Source organism: Pseudooceanicola atlanticus (assembly GCF_000768315.1).
GTDB lineage: Bacteria > Pseudomonadota > Alphaproteobacteria > Rhodobacterales > Rhodobacteraceae > Pseudooceanicola > Pseudooceanicola atlanticus.
On sequence record NZ_AQQX01000001.1, the window covers coordinates 23,461 to 39,268 of the forward strand.

General features: G+C 64.0%; 13 protein-coding genes. 10 read left to right on the forward strand and 3 right to left on the reverse strand.

The window, feature by feature from the left end:
- The first annotated feature begins 100 nt into the window (after positions 1-100).
- From ATO9_RS00105 to dnaA, 3 genes are all read left to right on the forward strand, one after another.
- A complete protein-coding gene (locus ATO9_RS00105; RefSeq protein ID WP_043743474.1) occupies positions 101-745 on the forward strand; it encodes a helix-turn-helix domain-containing protein in 645 nt (214 codons plus the stop codon).
- Positions 746-848: 103 nt separating this feature from the next.
- The gene (gene rpsT, locus ATO9_RS00110) at positions 849-1,112 is read left to right on the forward strand and encodes a 30S ribosomal protein S20 (protein ID WP_043743483.1); all 264 of its coding nucleotides are present in this window, start codon (positions 849-851) and stop codon (positions 1,110-1,112) included.
- Positions 1,113-1,615: 503 nt separating this feature from the next.
- Complete coding sequence (dnaA, locus tag ATO9_RS00115; protein WP_043743484.1) at positions 1,616-3,022, forward strand: chromosomal replication initiator protein DnaA; 1,407 nt, start codon at positions 1,616-1,618, stop codon at positions 3,020-3,022.
- 79 nt (positions 3,023-3,101) lie between these two features.
- On the opposite strand, the gene ATO9_RS00120 is transcribed toward dnaA, so the two are convergent.
- Positions 3,102-3,887 carry a hypothetical protein gene (locus ATO9_RS00120; RefSeq protein WP_043743485.1) on the reverse strand — a complete coding sequence of 262 codons (786 nt, stop codon included), beginning with the start codon at positions 3,885-3,887 and terminating at the stop codon, positions 3,102-3,104.
- Between the two features lie 293 nt (positions 3,888-4,180).
- Here ATO9_RS00120 and dnaN point away from each other — a divergent pair, with 293 nt between their 5' ends.
- The 5 genes from dnaN (at position 4,181) to gyrB (ending at position 10,103) form a co-directional block, all read left to right on the forward strand.
- Positions 4,181-5,299 (forward strand): DNA polymerase III subunit beta, encoded by a 1,119-nt coding sequence (gene dnaN, locus ATO9_RS00125; protein ID WP_043743487.1) that lies wholly within the window; start codon positions 4,181-4,183, stop codon positions 5,297-5,299.
- A gap of 76 nt (positions 5,300-5,375) precedes the next feature.
- A complete protein-coding gene (recF, locus tag ATO9_RS00130) occupies positions 5,376-6,488 on the forward strand; it encodes a DNA replication/repair protein RecF (RefSeq protein WP_043743489.1) in 1,113 nt (370 codons plus the stop codon).
- The gene (locus tag ATO9_RS00135; RefSeq protein WP_043743493.1) at positions 6,485-6,916 is read left to right on the forward strand and encodes a VOC family protein; all 432 of its coding nucleotides are present in this window, start codon (positions 6,485-6,487) and stop codon (positions 6,914-6,916) included. The genes recF and ATO9_RS00135 overlap by 4 nt, the downstream gene beginning before the upstream one ends.
- A complete protein-coding gene (locus ATO9_RS00140; RefSeq protein ID WP_043743501.1) occupies positions 6,913-7,533 on the forward strand; it encodes a LysE family translocator in 621 nt (206 codons plus the stop codon). The genes ATO9_RS00135 and ATO9_RS00140 overlap by 4 nt, the downstream gene beginning before the upstream one ends.
- A 152-nt stretch (positions 7,534-7,685) precedes the next feature.
- Positions 7,686-10,103, forward strand: a complete 2,418-nt coding sequence (gyrB, locus tag ATO9_RS00145) for a DNA topoisomerase (ATP-hydrolyzing) subunit B (RefSeq protein WP_043743502.1) — start codon at positions 7,686-7,688, stop codon at positions 10,101-10,103.
- 66 nt (positions 10,104-10,169) lie between these two features.
- On the opposite strand, the gene cysG is transcribed toward gyrB, so the two are convergent.
- On the reverse strand, positions 10,170-11,555 hold the full coding sequence (gene cysG, locus ATO9_RS00150) for a siroheme synthase CysG (RefSeq protein ID WP_043743506.1): 1,386 nt from the start codon (positions 11,553-11,555) through the stop codon (positions 10,170-10,172).
- Between the two features lie 416 nt (positions 11,556-11,971).
- Between cysG and ATO9_RS00155 the strand changes: the two genes are divergently transcribed.
- Positions 11,972-13,138, forward strand: a complete 1,167-nt coding sequence (locus ATO9_RS00155) for an acyl-CoA dehydrogenase family protein (protein WP_043743508.1) — start codon at positions 11,972-11,974, stop codon at positions 13,136-13,138.
- A gap of 12 nt (positions 13,139-13,150) precedes the next feature.
- Here the strand turns inward: ATO9_RS00155 and ATO9_RS00160 are convergent, their stop codons facing one another.
- Entirely contained in the window at positions 13,151-14,701 is a 1,551-nt protein-coding gene (locus tag ATO9_RS00160; protein ID WP_043743512.1) for a class I adenylate-forming enzyme family protein, read from the reverse strand.
- A 205-nt stretch (positions 14,702-14,906) separates the two neighbouring features.
- On the opposite strand from ATO9_RS00160, the gene ATO9_RS00165 reads away from it, so the two are divergent.
- Positions 14,907-15,788 carry an IclR family transcriptional regulator gene (locus ATO9_RS00165; RefSeq protein WP_052418004.1) on the forward strand — a complete coding sequence of 294 codons (882 nt, stop codon included), beginning with the start codon at positions 14,907-14,909 and terminating at the stop codon, positions 15,786-15,788.
- The last annotated feature ends 20 nt before the right edge of the window (positions 15,789-15,808 follow it).

The window sequence follows — 15,808 nt, forward strand, 5'->3', positions numbered from 1 at the left end:
AGCCTAGCAGTGTTGGACTGCTGCGCAAAGAAATTTTTCCAATAGGAAAATGTTGGCTTTGTCCGGAAAGGTCTCTTAACGTTGGAGTGTGGGTACTAGCATGTCGCCAAATTCACAACGCGCCCTGAGTGCCGATGCGCTCGATGCAGAGGAAAGCCGCACGGCTCTGGGCCGTCGCGTCAAGGAGCTGCGGGAATCGCGCGGTCTGACGATCCAGGCCCTGTCGGATCGCAGCGGATTGGCGATCTCCACCATTTCCAAGGTTGAACGCGGGCTGATGGCCCCGACCTACGACAGGTTCTCGGGCCTTGCGCGTGGGCTGGGCGTCGACGTGTCGGAACTGTTCTCGACCAGGGGCGGGCGGTTCGAACCGGGCACCTGCGCCGTGGCCCGCAAGGGAGAGTTCGGCTACCTGGAAACCGAGAACTACACCTACGAGATGCTGCACCCCGACGTACGCGACAAGGGCATGGTTCCGATGATGGGCACGCTCAAGCCGCTGCAACAGATGCAGTTCGACCGCATGGTAAGCCATCCCGGAGAGGAATTCCTGATGGTCCTGTCCGGTCGTCTGATCGTGCAGCTGGAAGGTCGCGACGATGTCACGCTGAACGAAGGCGACACGATGTATTTCGACAGCGGCCGCGGACACCTTTATGCCGCTGCCGGGGAAGAGCCCGCGCGAATCCTTGTCGTATGCACGAAACTGGGCGAGGGGCGCCCGGATCCCGACGCGGAAACGTAAACTAGTCGGGCCGAAACCGGGCAAGAGTGTTGACTTTGCCGCGAGTCGGTCCTAATAGCGCGGCTTCAGAACACATGAACCCTAGCAACGGGACGATAGAGTTATGGCAAATTCGCCTCAATCCAAGAAACGCGCCCGTCAGTTGGTTCGCCGCACGACGGTGAACAAGGCGCGTCGCTCGCGTATCCGCACCTACCTGCGTAAGGTTGAGGAAGCGATTGCGTCGGGTGACAAGAATGCAGCATCCGCTGCCCTGCAGGCCGCCCAGCCCGAGCTGATGCGCGGTGTCACCAAGGGCGTGATGCACAAAAACACTGCCGCACGAAAAATGTCGCGGCTGTCGGCTCGCGTGAAGGCAATCGCCTGAGCGCTGACCGCTAAGTCTATGAACTCGAAAGGGCGCCGTCGGATCGGCGCCCTTTTGCTATTTGGCGTCACTGTGGCGCTTCCGCCACCGCTTCGGGATTCGGGTTCAAGCAAGTTAGAGTCAAGCGCTTCTTGCCGTTGCGCCTCTCGCGTTCGAGTTGCTAAGTTCAGTCTTGCGATTCACGTCGTCTTGGGGGGCACAGCGGGTCAGATCGATCCACAGGCAGAATAATAACCAACATAGGTTGGCTGAATTGCTTGTGTGATTTTTGGTCTTCTGTCCATTGGAACAGGCGGATTCTGCAGCTTAGGGTTGAGTGACACTTGGGTCGTCACACTTGCTCTGCTGTATTTCCAAACCACGCCGCAGGCTAAGCGGTGTTGCTGGCTGCTGCTTGGCTGGCGGGGTATCTGTTTGTTCTGCGGCATGTGATCGTACGCGGTATCGGAGGGACCGGTGCGCGTATTCAGAAACAAGAGCCGTAGTTGGGGGCAATAACGGAAATGACCAAAGACCAATGGGGCATGGTTAAGCAGAAACTTCTGAAGAATGTCGGGCAAAACAACTTCAAGAGCTGGATAGAACCACTGGAATACGACCACACGGAGAACGGCGTTGCCGTCATCGGTGCGCCGAATTCCTGGGCAGGCACCTACGTGTCGCGCAACTTCGGAGACCTGATTCTGGGCGAGGTTTCCGCAGTGGATGCGCAAATCCGTCGGCTTGAGTTCAAGGTGATCGAGTCGTCCGTCGCGGCCAACGCGTCGCAGCCTGTTGCGAAGGACGTGCCGGAGGACATCGAGCCCGAGGCTCAGCCTGCCGTTGCGGCACCTGTCGCGCCGCCGCGCAACCAGGCGCTGGATTCGATGTTGCAGCCGGCGCCGCTGGATCCGCGCTTTACCTTCGACCGTTTCGTGGTTGGGTCCCCGAACGAGCTGGCCCATGCCGCCGCTCGTCGCGTGGCCGAGGCCGGGCCGGTCACCTTCAATCCGCTGTTCCTCTATGGTGGCGTTGGCCTGGGCAAGACGCACCTGATGCACGCCATCGCATGGGAGCTTCAGACGCATCGCCCCGACCTGACCGTTGTCTACCTGTCGGCCGAGCAGTTCATGTACCGCTTCGTTCAGGCGATCCGCGAACGTCGCACGATGGATTTCAAGTCGCTGTTCCGTACCGTCGACGTGCTGATGGTCGATGACGTGCAGTTCATCGCCGGCAAGGATTCCACGCAGGACGAGTTCTTCCACACGTTCAACGCGCTGGTGGACCAGAACAAGCAGATCATCATCTCGGGCGATCGTGCGCCGGGCGAAATGACCGACATGGAAGAGCGCATCCGCTCGCGCCTGCAATGTGGCCTGATCGTCGACCTGCACCCGACCGATTACGAACTGCGTCTCGGCATCCTGCAAAGCAAGGTCGAAGCCCATCGTGCCCAGTATCCGGGTCTGAAGATGGCCGACGGCGTGCTGGAATTTCTGGCACACCGCATCTCGACCAACGTGCGGGTGCTCGAGGGGGCTCTGACCCGACTCTTTGCCTTCTCGTCGCTGGTGGGTCGCGAGATCACGCTGGACCTGACCCAGGAATGCCTGGCTGATATCCTGCGGGCCTCCGAACGGAAGATCACCGTGGAAGAGATCCAGCGCAAGGTGGCCGAGCATTACAACATCCGCCTGTCCGACATCATCGGACCCAAGCGTGTGCGCACCTATGCCCGTCCGCGCCAGGTTGCGATGTACCTGGCCAAGCAGCTGACCTCGCGGTCGCTGCCCGAGATCGGCCGCCGCTTTGGCGGGCGCGACCACACCACCGTGATCCACGGGGTGCGCCGCATCGAGGAACTGAAGCTGCAGGACGGCCAGATCGCCGAAGACCTGGAATTGCTGCGCCGCGCCCTCGAAGCCTGAGCGACGCACAAGACACGAAAAAGCGCACCGCCCGTCGGGTGGTGCGCTTTTCTTTTGGCTCCTCGTCAGGGGGTCAAGGTCATTCCACCGCCGTGATCGCGTAAAGCGTGCGATACTCTTCGCCCGGCCCGGCGTAATAGATCTGGTTCATGCCAAGATCGAGAATGAGCCGCATGTCACGGCTTGCGTCATGAAGAAACACCCGGTCCTCCGTGGCGCTGGTTTCCATGAAGGTGAATTCGCCGCCATTCTCGCCCTGTTCGTGCCATTGGCCATCGCGCCCGCGCATGAAACGGCCTCCGTCGAAGCCGGCCAGCATCAGCGTGTATCCGGTCGGCGCGGCGTTCGACTGGCTCTGCGCGCCTGCGACACATTCCTGCAGCGCGGTGATTGCGGCATGTGACCCGTCCAGCGGGAACCGAAGGTTGCGGCCAGACAGCATCACGTCCAGCGAGGCGCTGTTCTTCAGCGCGTCGACATGGCCCGGATCCTCGCTCAGGTTGTCCTGGAACAGCGCCAGCCATTCCTCTCCGGTTTCGATGTTGAAGGGGACGGCCTCGGTTTCCTCGGCGGCGGAGGGATCGAAGCCGAACCAGAACCGCAGCCCGTAATGGGCCATATCGAAGGCCTGCAACCCGGGCCAGTTCACGCTGGCATCCATGAAATTGTCTGCATTCCACGCGATCATCAGCTTTTCGCTATTGGGCTGCGTCAGCGTCGCGCGGCAGAAAAAGCCGGGGCGGCTGGTGATTTCCCAATTCTGGATGGTGTCGTAATAAACGGTGGTCTGGGCCTTGGCGGGCAACGTCGTGGCCAACGGAGCCAGCAGGCTGGCCACAAGGGCCAGGGCTTTTGTGGTGCGCATAATAAGGTGTCTCTTTTGCGTATCGGAACGCGTGGTTTTTGTGATTGGCGCCACGTTGGCTGAAAAATATGGCGGGTGGCGCTGGATAAAGACGTGAGCCCGCGCTGCTGCCAATGTCAACGTGACAGGCCTCAGGTGACTGAATTCGTCACCCAAGAGCCTGGCATTTTGCGTTTCGCGCAGCGGTCTACCTTGACCTGCCCCTAACTAAAAAGGAAAAAGCAACAAAACCGTTGTGCTACGGGTGGAAACCGGTAGGTTTCCGGTCCCGGCATCTGACAGGAGTGAGGGTCATGAAATTCAGCATCGAACGTGCGGCGCTGCTAAAGGCCGTGTCCCAGGCCCAGTCGGTTGTCGAGCGGCGGAACACCATTCCGATCCTCGCCAACGTCCTGATCGAGGCCGAGGGCAACCAGGTCCAGTTCCGCGCCACAGACCTTGATATCGAGGTCGTCGACAAGGCCGACGCCATGGTCGAACGCGCCGGTGCAACTACCGTCAGCGCCGTGACACTGCATGAAATCGTCCGCAAGCTGCCCGATGGTGCGCAGGTGACCCTGTCCGAGGATGGCACCGCGGGTCGCCTGACCGTCGCGGCGGGCCGGTCGAACTTCAACCTGGCGACGCTGCCGAAAGAAGATTTCCCGGTCATGGCCTCGTCGGAATATGCGTCGAACTTCTCGGCCCCCGCGCCGGTTCTGCGCCGCCTGTTCGACAAGTCCAAATTCGCCATTTCGACCGAAGAGACGCGCTACTATCTGAACGGCGTCTACATGCACATCTCCGAATCCGATGGCGCCCGCGTGCTGCGCTGCGTGGCTACCGACGGTCACCGCCTGGCGCGGATCGACGCGGACCTGCCCAGCGGCGCGGAAGACATGCCCGGCGTGATCGTGCCCCGCAAGACCGTGGGCGAATTGCGCAAGCTGCTGGATGATGACGAGCTGCAGGTCGCGGTGTCGGTGTCGGAAACCAAGGTGCGCTTTGCCACGCCGGATATCACCCTGACCTCGAAGGTGATCGACGGGACCTTCCCGGATTACACCCGCGTGATCCCTCAGGGGAACACCAAGAAGATGGAAGTCGATGCCAGCGATTTCGCCCGGGCGGTCGACCGTGTCGCGACGGTGTCGTCGGAACGGTCCCGCGCGGTCAAGCTGGCGCTGGACGAGGATCGGCTGATCCTGTCGGTCAACGCGCCCGACAGCGGTGCCGCGGAGGAAGAGCTGGCCGTGGCCTATGGCGACGAGCGGCTGGAGATCGGGTTCAACGCGAAATACCTGCTGGAGATCGCCTCCCAGGTGGATCGGGAGAACGCTGTCTTCCTGTTCAACTCCTCGGGCGACCCGACCCTGATGCGCGAAGGCAACGACACGTCGGCGGTCTACGTCGTCATGCCGATGCGCGTGTGATCCCCGACGGAGGAGGCCGCTGGCGCGGCCTTGCCTTCGGCGAGAGTATTTCTGGCAAGATGAAGCAGGGGGGTGCATGGGACGGCTTTGTCTGACCCGGCTGACCCTGTCGCACTTCCGTTCCTACCGGCGGGCGGAGCTTGAGATCGACGGCAGGCCGCTTGCGATCCATGGGCCCAACGGTGCCGGAAAGACCGCGCTGCTGGAAGCCGTGTCGATGTTTTCGCCCGGTCGCGGGCTGCGCCGGGCCGGGGCCGAGGATCTGATCCGGCGGCCCGAGGCGATCGGCTGGAAATTGTCCGGTGTCATGCAATCACTGCACCAGGTGCACGAGGTTGAAACCAGCGCGGAGCCGGGCCAGTCCCGCAATGTGCGCATCGATGGCAAGACAGCCCCGCAATCGGGGCTGGGGCGCATCGCACGGGTGCTGTGGCTGGTGCCGAGCATGGACAGGCTGTGGATCGAGGGCGCGGAGGGGCGGCGGCGGTTCCTGGACCGCATGACGCTGAGTTTTCTGCCCGGTCACGCCGAAGCCTCTTTGGCCTATGAGAAATCCATGCGGGAGCGGAACCGGCTACTGAAGGACATGGTGCGCGACGCGCATTGGTACACGGCCGTCGAGGCGCAGATGGCCGAATCCGGCGCCCGTATCACCGCCAACCGGGAAGAGGCCCTGCGTCTGCTGTCAGAGGCGACGGTCGGTGCCGCCACGGCCTTTCCCGCGCCGGACCTGGCCATGAGCCATGCCGATGGCGACCTGCCCCCCACGGAAGAGGCCATGCGCCAGGCGCTGGCCGAGAACCGTCGCCGCGACCTGGCCGCCGGGCGGACGCTGATCGGGCCGCACCGCGTCGACCTGGAGGCGCATTGGGCCGCCAAGGGGATCGCCGCCCGCGATGCATCGACCGGTGAGCAGAAGGCGCTGCTGATTTCGCTGATCCTCGCCAATGCGCGGGCGCTGGCAGAGGATTTCGGCGCGCCCCCGATCCTTCTGCTGGACGAGGTGGCAGCGCATCTTGACGCCGGTCGCCGTGCCGCGCTCTATGACGAAGTTTGCGCCCTGGGGGCGCAGGCCTGGATGACGGGAACAGGTCTCGATCTGTTCGAGGAGCTTGGCGACAGGGCGCAATTCCTGTCTGTCACCGAAACCGACGGCACCAGTCGCATAGAGACGGAAGGACCGGCATGACACCGCAGCGCGTGAACCTGATTACCCTCGGCGTGTCCGATCTGGACCGGGCCCGAGCCTTCTATGCGGACCTGGGCTGGACGCCGGTGGATGAACAGCCGGGCGTCGTCTTCTACCGGATGCATGGCATGGCGCTGGGCCTGTTCGGGCTCGACCCGCTGGCCAAGGATCAGGGCCGTCCCGGCGCGACGCTTGGCACGGGGGCGATGACCCTGGCGCAGAACTTTCCGGATCGCGAGGGCGTCGACGCTGCCTATGCCGCCGCGCTGGCCGCGGGGGCCACGGCCCTCAAGAGCCCCGAGGAGGTGTTCTGGGGCGGCTATTCCGGCTATTACGCCGATCCCGATGGGCATGTCTGGGAACTGGCCCACAACCCCTTCTGGACCGTGAACGACGACGGCACATTGACCATACCGGATCCCGCATGACCCTTTCCGCAACCGAACTGGCGCTTTACGCCGGGGCGCTTTTCATCCTGTTCCTGACGCCGGGGCCTGTCTGGCTGGCCCTGACCGCCCGCGCGCTGTCGGGCGGGTTCCATTCCGCCTGGCCGCTGGCCCTTGGCGTTGTGATCGGCGATGCGCTCTGGCCGCTTCTGGCGATCCTCGGGGTGACCTGGATCGTTGGCCAGATGGAGGAGTTCCTGACCATCCTGCGCTATGTCGGTGCGGGGATGTTCGTGACGATGGGTGTGCTGCTGATCCGCAATGCGGACAAGACCATCGCCGGGGACAGTCGCCTGACGCGGCCCGGCATGTGGGCCGGGTTCATCGCGGGCCTTGTGGTGATCCTGGGCAACCCCAAGGCGATCCTGTTCTACATGGGCGTCCTGCCCGGCTTCTTCGATCTGACGCAGGTGACCTGGGTCGATATCGCCGCGATCATGGCGACCTCGATGCTGGTCCCGTTCATCGGCAACCTGATCTTCGCGGCCTTCGTGGACCGCATCCGCCGGTTCCTGGCCTCGGGCGAGGCGATCCGCCGGACCAACCTGATCGCGGGCGGATTGATGATCCTGGTCGGGGTGTTGATCGCGGTTCTCTAGCACCCGCCGGGCGCCCGGATCCGCACCGTCAAAACCTGCGCATTTTTCCGCTTTCACCGCCCCGGTGCGGACCACCAAATATTGTGTCACGGGCGTGACATTACCCCCAACGGACAGTATAAAACGGGCAGAATAACAAAGGTCTTCACCGCATGGCTGAACCACAGCAGCAAGAACCGCAGTACGGCGCCGATTCCATCAAAGTTCTCAAGGGTTTGGATGCTGTCCGCAAGCGCCCCGGCATGTATATCGGTGACACCGATGACGGGTCCGGTCTGCACCACATGATCTACGAGGCCGTGGATAACGGCATCGACGAGGCCTTGGCCGGTCATGCGGACTTTGTCCGGGTGAAAATTCATGCCGATAATTCGGTTTCCGTGCGCGATAACGGGCGCGGAATTCCGGTCGACATGCACGCGGAGGAGGGCATTTCCGCCGCTGAGGTCATCATGACCCAGCTCCATGCCGGCGGGAAGTTCGACCAGAACTCCTACAAGGTGTCGGGCGGCCTGCACGGCGTCGGCATTTCGGTGGTGAACGCGCTGTCCGACTGGCTTGAGCTACGCATCTGGCGTGACGGGAAAGAACACTACGTCCGGTTCGAAAATTCCGAAACCGTGGCCCCGCTCGAGGTTGTTGGCGATGCCGAGGGCGAGAAGGGGACCGAGGTGCGGTTCCTGTCCTCGCTGCAGACGTTCTCGAACCTGGAATACGATTACCCGACGCTGGAAAAGCGCCTGCGCGAACTGGCCTTCCTGAATTCCGGCGTCCGCATCGTGCTGGAAGACGAACGCCCCGCCGAACCGCTCAAGACCGAGCTGTTCTACGAGGGCGGCGTGAAGGAATTCGTCAAGTATCTCGACCGGTCCAAGCAGGCGATGATGGAAGACCCCATCTTCGTCGAGGGGGAACGCGACGGCATCGGTGTCGAGGTCGCGATGTGGTGGAACGACAGCTACCACGAGACGGTTCTGCCCTTCACCAACAACATCCCGCAGCGCGACGGCGGCACCCATATGGCGGGCTTCCGGGGCGCGCTGACGCGGACCCTGACGCGCTATGCCGCCGATAGCGGGATCGCCAAGAAGGAAAAGGTGTCCTTTACCGGCGACGATGCCCGCGAAGGTCTGACCTGCGTGCTGTCCGTGAAGGTGCCCGATCCGAAATTCTCGTCCCAGACCAAGGACAAGCTCGTATCCTCCGAAGTCCGGCCCGCGGTCGAGAACCTGGTCGGCGAAAAGCTGTCGGAATGGTTCGAGGAAAACCCCAACGAGGCCAAGATGATCGTCGGCAAGATCATCGAGGCGGCTGTGGCACGTGAAGCGGCCCGCAAGGCCCGCGAACTGACCCGCCGCAAGACGGCGATGGACGTGAATTACCTGGCTGGCAAGCTGAAGGATTGTTCCGAAAAGGACCCGTCCAAGACCGAAGTCTTCCTCGTCGAGGGTGACTCCGCAGGTGGTTCGGCCCAGACGGGTCGCGACCGCTCCACCCAGGCGATCCTGCCGCTGAAAGGCAAGATCCTGAACGTGGAACGCGCGCGGTTCGACCGGATGCTGAGCTCTCAGGAGATCGGCAACCTCGTCATGGCGCTTGGCACCGGGATCGGCCGGGACGAATTCGACATCAAGAAGCTGCGCTACCACAAGATCGTCATCATGACCGACGCCGACGTCGACGGTGCCCATATCCGGACGCTGCTGCTGACCTTCTTCTACCGCCAGATGCCCGAGCTGATCGAGGGCGGCTACCTCTATATCGCGCAGCCGCCGCTCTACAAGGTGAGCCGCGGCAAGTCCGAGGTCTACCTGAAGGACCAGGCCGCGATGGAGGATTACCTGATCGACCAGGGCACCGAGGGCGCGGTCCTGCGGCTCGGCAATGGCGACGAGATCGCCGGCCCCGACCTTGTCCGCGTCGTGACGGAGGCCCGCCAGGCCCGCCGCTATATCGACAGCTTCCCGACCCACTACCCGCGCCACATCCTGGAACAGGCCGCCATTGCCGGCGCCTTCCTGCCCGGCGAGGTCCAGAACGACCTGCAGGGCGTGGCCAACAACGTGGCCGCCCGTCTGGACCAGGTCGCGCTGGAATATGAACGCGGCTGGCAGGGGCGTCTGACCCAGGATCACGGCATCCGCCTGTCCCGCGTCCTGCGTGGCGTCGAAGAGGTCCGTACCCTGGATGGCCCCGCCCTGAATTCGGGCGAGGCGCGCCGCCTTGGCCAACTGACCCAATCCCTTCAGGACGTCTATGCACGCCCCGCCCAATTAGCGCGCCGCGATCGCAGCCAGCCGATCTACGGCCCGCTCGACCTGCTGGACGCGATCCTCGAGGAAGGCGAACGTGGCCTGCAATTGCAGCGCTATAAGGGTCTGGGCGAGATGAACCCCGAACAGCTCTGGGAGACGACCCTCGACCCCGAGGCGCGCACCCTGCTGCAGGTCAAGGTCGACGACATGGCAGAGGCCGACGACCTGTTCACCAAGCTGATGGGCGACGTCGTCGAACCCCGCCGCGACTTCATCCGCGACAACGCACTGAACGTGGCCAACCTGGATATCTGATTGCGTGTAGGATCGCGCAGTTGTTGTCCGATCCTGATTTTCAGTTCTGACACAAAGGCGGCCGCGTTATGCGGCCGTCTGCTTTTCCAGGGAAGCGCTGACCGCCAGCGATTTCGGGTAGCGGACCATCAGCAAAGCCGGGCTGCGGATGCCGTGGGTCGTGACGGTCTCGGCCATGTGGCCCAGCGTGGTTTCGACATGGGATTGCCGGTCGGTGCAGACCGACGCGACGATGTCCACCGGACAGGCCGCGGGGGCCCCGGCGGCGATCAGGTCGGCCTGGACCTGCGCGGCCTTCTCTACCGCCATGTAGAACGCGATCGAGGTGCCGGGTCGGGCCAGCAAGGCATGGTCGGGCTCGGCATCGCCGGGGCGGCAGGTGCCTGTGGTGATGACGAAGGTATCGGTCTCGCCCCGTTCGGTCAGGGGGCGGCCGAGGGTTGCGGCGGCGGCGGAGGCGGCGGTGATGCCCGGCACGATCTCGATCTCGATCCCGGCGGTTTGGGCGGCGGCGATCTCTTCGCTGGCGCGGCCGAAAACCGACGGATCCCCGGATTTCAGGCGGACGACGCGCTTGCCCTGCAAGGCTTCGGCGACGATCAGGCGGTCGATCTTGTCCTGCGGCCAAGCACAGGCGCCGACCTCTTTCCCGACATAGACGCGGTCCGCATCGCGGCGGGCAAGCTCAAGCACCTCGGGGTCGACCAGCCGGTCGTAGAAGATCACGTCAGCCTGTTGCAGCCGTTTGACGGCGCGTATGGTCAGCAGGTCCCGTGCCCCGGGGCCAGCCCCGACCAGCGCGATATGTCCTTTGCTTTCAGGGGAATGGCCGTCGGCAATCGCGGCCTTGAGCAGACGCGCGGCCTCGCGTTCGCGACCGTCGAGATGGGCGCGATACGCCTCGCCGCTGAACGCCCATTCCCAGAACCCGCGACGCGCGGCGTGGGGAATGGCCTGGGCGACGGCGCCGCGCAGGCGACCGGCCAGGGCGACGAAGGACCCCAGTCGCGGGGCAAGCATGGTTTCGATCTCGGTCTTGATGGCGCGACCCAGAACGGGGGCGGCGCCTTCGGTTCCGATGGCCACGACAACCGGGTCACGGTCAACGATGGAAGGGGTGAAGGCGTCGCACAATTCGGGGCGGTCGATGACGTTGACCACGGCCCCGGCGGCGCGGGCGACCCCGGCAAGGTCGAGGTCCAGATCGTCGTCACCGGTGCCGATGAACACCAGGGCGGCATCCCTAAAGGTTTCATCTTGAAGGGAAATATGGTGATCGGCGCGACCGGACGCGACGAGGGCGGAAAGCTCCGGATCGAGGTGGTCGGCGAGGATGGTGATCCGGGCCTCGGTCTTGAGGATCAGGCGGGCCTTGCGCGCGACCTCTTCCCCGCCGCCGCACAGCACGACACGGCGCCCATCCATCCGGAGGAACATCGGAAAGTTCTTCATAACCCTACTCCTTCAAACGCAAAAAAGGCCGCCGACATCAGCGCGACGCGTGTCACGCAACAGTCGAGCAGCCTTGCTCATTAGCCCATATTCGGGAATCAGCGACGCCGTTGTCGCTGGTCCAACCTGTAGGAGACCGATGGCCACCGCGCAAGGAAAGTGTTCGGGAAGGCGGGCCATCGGCGAGCAAACGGGTGCGCCGCGATCAAAATTTCGGCAGCCTGAAACCGGCAAAACCCGCATCGGTATCACGTCGGTATAACGTCGGTATTGCGTCGGTGCGCTGGACCGACGTGAGATAAATTCTGCACAGCGGTATTGTATATTGCCATTTTGAAACTTGAATGCGAGAAAACCGCATGACCGGAGGGCGGGCGCAAAGCCTCCTTCGGACCGTCACGAGGAGGAGAACCAGCATGGCGATGGACGACGACAGTTTCGAACAGGTTCTGGACACGGTATCCCGGTTCGCCCGTGATCGGCTGATCCCGGCGGAAACCAAGGTCGAGGAGCTGGACGACATCCCCGAGGACATCGTGCAGGACATGCGCGATCTGGGCCTGTTCGGCCTGTCCATTCCCGAAAGCTTTGGCGGGCTGGAACTGACCACGCTTCAGGAAAGCCAGGTGGTCGAGGCGCTGTGCTATGCCTCCATGTCGTTCCGGTCGCTGGTCGGCACCAATGTCGGCATCGGCGCCCAGGGCATCGTGATGGAGGGGACCGACGCGCAGAAGGAGCAATACCTGCCCGGCCTCGCCTCCGGCGAGCTGATCGCGTCCTTTGCGCTGACCGAACCGGATAACGGGTCGGATGCCTCGCATATCCGGACCTCGGCCCGGAAGGATGGCAGCGATTACGTCATCAACGGCACCAAGCGCTACATCACCAACGCGGTGCGGGCAAACGTCTTTACCCTGTTCGCGCGGACCAACCCGGACGATCCGGGGGCGGGGGGCGTGTCGGCCTTCCTGGTGCCGGCGGATACGCCCGGCATCACCATCGCCACGCCGGATCGCAAGATGGGCCAGAAGGGGACCAAGACCTCCGACGTCATCCTCGAGGATGTGCGGATCCCCGAAGAGTTCATCGTCGGCGGGCCGCAGAACCTGAACCGGGGTTTCCGCACCGCGATGAAAGTGCTGGACCGGGGGCGTATCCACGTGTCGTCGATGGCCGTGGGCACGGCGCAGCGGATGCTGGACGAGGCGCTTGGCTACGCGATGGAGCGCAAGCAGTTCAACGTGCCGATCTGCGAACATCAGCTGGTGCAGGGTCTGCTGGCCGACAGCCAGGCAGAGCTGGCGGCGGGCCGGGCGCTGGTGCGGGAAACCGCGCGCAAGTACGACGCCACCGGCGCTGTCGCGCTCGAGGCGTCCTGCGCCAAGTATTTCTGTACCGAGATGGCGGGCCGTGTCGCGGACCGCGCGGTGCAGGTGCATGGCGGGGCAGGCTACATGGCCGAATACCCGATCGAGCGGCTGTATCGCGACGCCCGGTTGCTGCGGATCTATGAAGGCACCAGCCAGATCCAGCAGATCATCATCGCCCGCAACATCATCAAGGCCGCCGCGCAGCGCATGTAAGCGCCGCGCGGGTTACAGCCTGTCCTTCAGCAGGGCCTTCTGGATCTTTCCGGTGGGCCCGATGGGCATGGCGTCGATCACGATGATCTCGGACGGGACCTTGTAGGCGGTCAGCTGGTCACGGACGAACGCGGTCAGGGCGGCGGTGTCGATCTGGCGGCCGGGCATGGCGGTGACAAAGCCCACGACCTCTTCGTTGCCGGGTACGGGGCGGCCCAGCACCGCGGCCTCGGCCACGTCGTCATGGGATGACAGCGCGCCCTCGACATCGGCGGGGTAGACGTTGAAGCCGGAGCGAATGATGACCTCTTTCTTGCGGCCGACGATGGCGAGCATCCCGTTGTCGAGGATCTCTCCCAGGTCGCCGGTGGCCAGCCAGCCATCTTCGGTCAGGACTTTCGCGGTTTCCTCGGGGTTGCGGTAATAGCCTTGCATGCAGAAGGGGCCGCGCGCCCAGATCTCGCCCGACTGCCCCTGGGGGACGTCCTGGCCATTATCGTCGACGATGCGCAGTTCGACCCCCGTGCAGGGCAGGCCGACGACGTTGCTGGCGGCCTCCATCCCGATGGGGACGCGGGTAACGGGCACGAACTCCGTCGCGCCATAGCCGTTGGAGACGGTGACGCCCATCACGTCCAGCACCCGTGCCTTGAGCGCCGGATCGAGGCTGGCCCCACCCGACGCCGCAACCCGAAGCCGCGCGCCAGACATGTCGATCCCGGCGGTTTCGATATGTTCCAGCATCTTGGTGTAGAGCTGAGGCACGGCGACGACCATCGTGACCTCGCCCGCGGCGGTCCTTTCGACCAGGTCCTCTACCCGGAAACGGGGGGTGACGATCAGCCGGGCGCCGGCGGCGAAGGCCGACAGCACGTTGGAGGACAGGCCGATGGAATGGGCGATGGGCGAAACCAGGTAGATCGCGTCGTCCTGCGTGAGTTCGCGGTTGATGCATTGCGCCTCGGCCTGGGTGAGGAGGGTCGCGTTGGACAGCATCACCCCCTTGGGCGTGCCCGTCGTGCCCGAGGTGAACATGATCAGCCCGAGGTCGTTCAGCGTATGGTCCGCCGCCGGCTCCGGGTCGGTATCGGCGGGGACGCAGGTGCGGATATCGCCGAAGCCGGGCAGGGCGATCAGCGGCGTGGCCCCGAACGTGTCAGCCAGCGTGGCGGCAGCGTTGCTGATCTGCGGATCGACCGTCGGGAAGGCGATCATCCGGGGCTGGGCGAAATCGGCGATGGCCTGGATTTCGCTGGGTTGCATCCTTGCGTTCAGGATCGAGCAGCAGGCGCCCAGGCGGTTCGCGGCGGTGACCAGCGCGATCGAGGACGTGGCGTTTTCCGCGACGATCAGGATCCGGTCGCGCGGGCGCAGACCGGCGGCTGACAGCGCGTCGGCGATTTTCTGGACCAATTGGTCCAGTGCCGCATAGGTCAGCGTCTGGTCCCCTTCCAGGATCGCCGGGCTGTCGGGCCTTGTGGCGGCCCAATGGGCGACGGTTTCGTGGAAACGGCCAAAGCGACCGGCCAGGGCCGGCTGTCCCGAACGGGGTTGCGCTGTCATGAAGTCCTCCTCACTCCTGCCGCGAAGGTTGCGGATGGCGCGGGTAAAATCAAGCCTAGTTGTTTCGCACAGTGGTATTGTAGGGTTTCATTGTGAAACATTTTGCCGTCATGGCGCCGCGGTCGGGTCAAGTTCATTGGACGAAGGCCACGCCGCGCGCTATGCCCGGTCGGGAGGCAGGGAGCCGCCGTCGGAAAGATCAACCATGAGCCAGCAGGACGAGACAGAGACAGATCGCCCCCTTTCGCTGGAGGCCGTGCAGCCCCAGGGCATGATCCCGTCGCGGGTCTTTGCCGCGCGGTCGCTGGAAAGCCTGGAAGAGGAATACGGGTCCGACCGCAAGTTCATCTGGTCGGTGGCCCGGGCGATGCAGATCCTTCAGGCCTTCCGTCTGCGTGACGGGGCCATGGGCAACAACGAACTGTCGGAAAGCACCGGGATCGCCAAGGCCACGGTGACCCGCCTGACCCATACCCTGACCGAGCTGGGCTATCTGAAGCGCGACGCGTCGCGCAAATATTATCCCTGCCCGACCCTGCTGACGCTGGGCTATACCGTGCTGGCCAAGCTGCGGATCCGGCAGCTGGCGCAAAGCGGTATGCAGGACCTGGCCGATACCGCCAATGCGTCCGTCGCGCTGTCATGGCCAGAGGAAGACACGATGGTCTACGTGGCCGCCAGTGCCTCGGCCGGAACGGAGGGGTTGCTGCTGGATGTCGGGTCGCGGATCAGCATGGCGAACACGGCGGCGGGGCGCGCCTACCTGGCCTGCCTGTCCGATGCCGCCTTGCAGGAAAAGTTCGACCGGTGGGAGATCCTCTATGCCGCCGACTGGCCCGCGCTGAGAGAGCAGATCCTGCGCGGGATCGAGGATGTGCGCACGAGAGGGTTCTGCATCGTCGACCGGGAATGGCGGTCCAACGTGCGGGCGGCGGCGACGCCGGTCTATGACGCCGACCACCAGACCTACATGTCGATGAATTGCGGCGGCCCGGCCTTCGGCCTGGACCGCACCCGCCTGGAGGAGGATTACGGTCCCCGCCTGGTGCACCTGTCGGCCAAGCTGGGATGGCGGTCCCCCTGGTGAGCGCGCCCCGAGAAACGGGG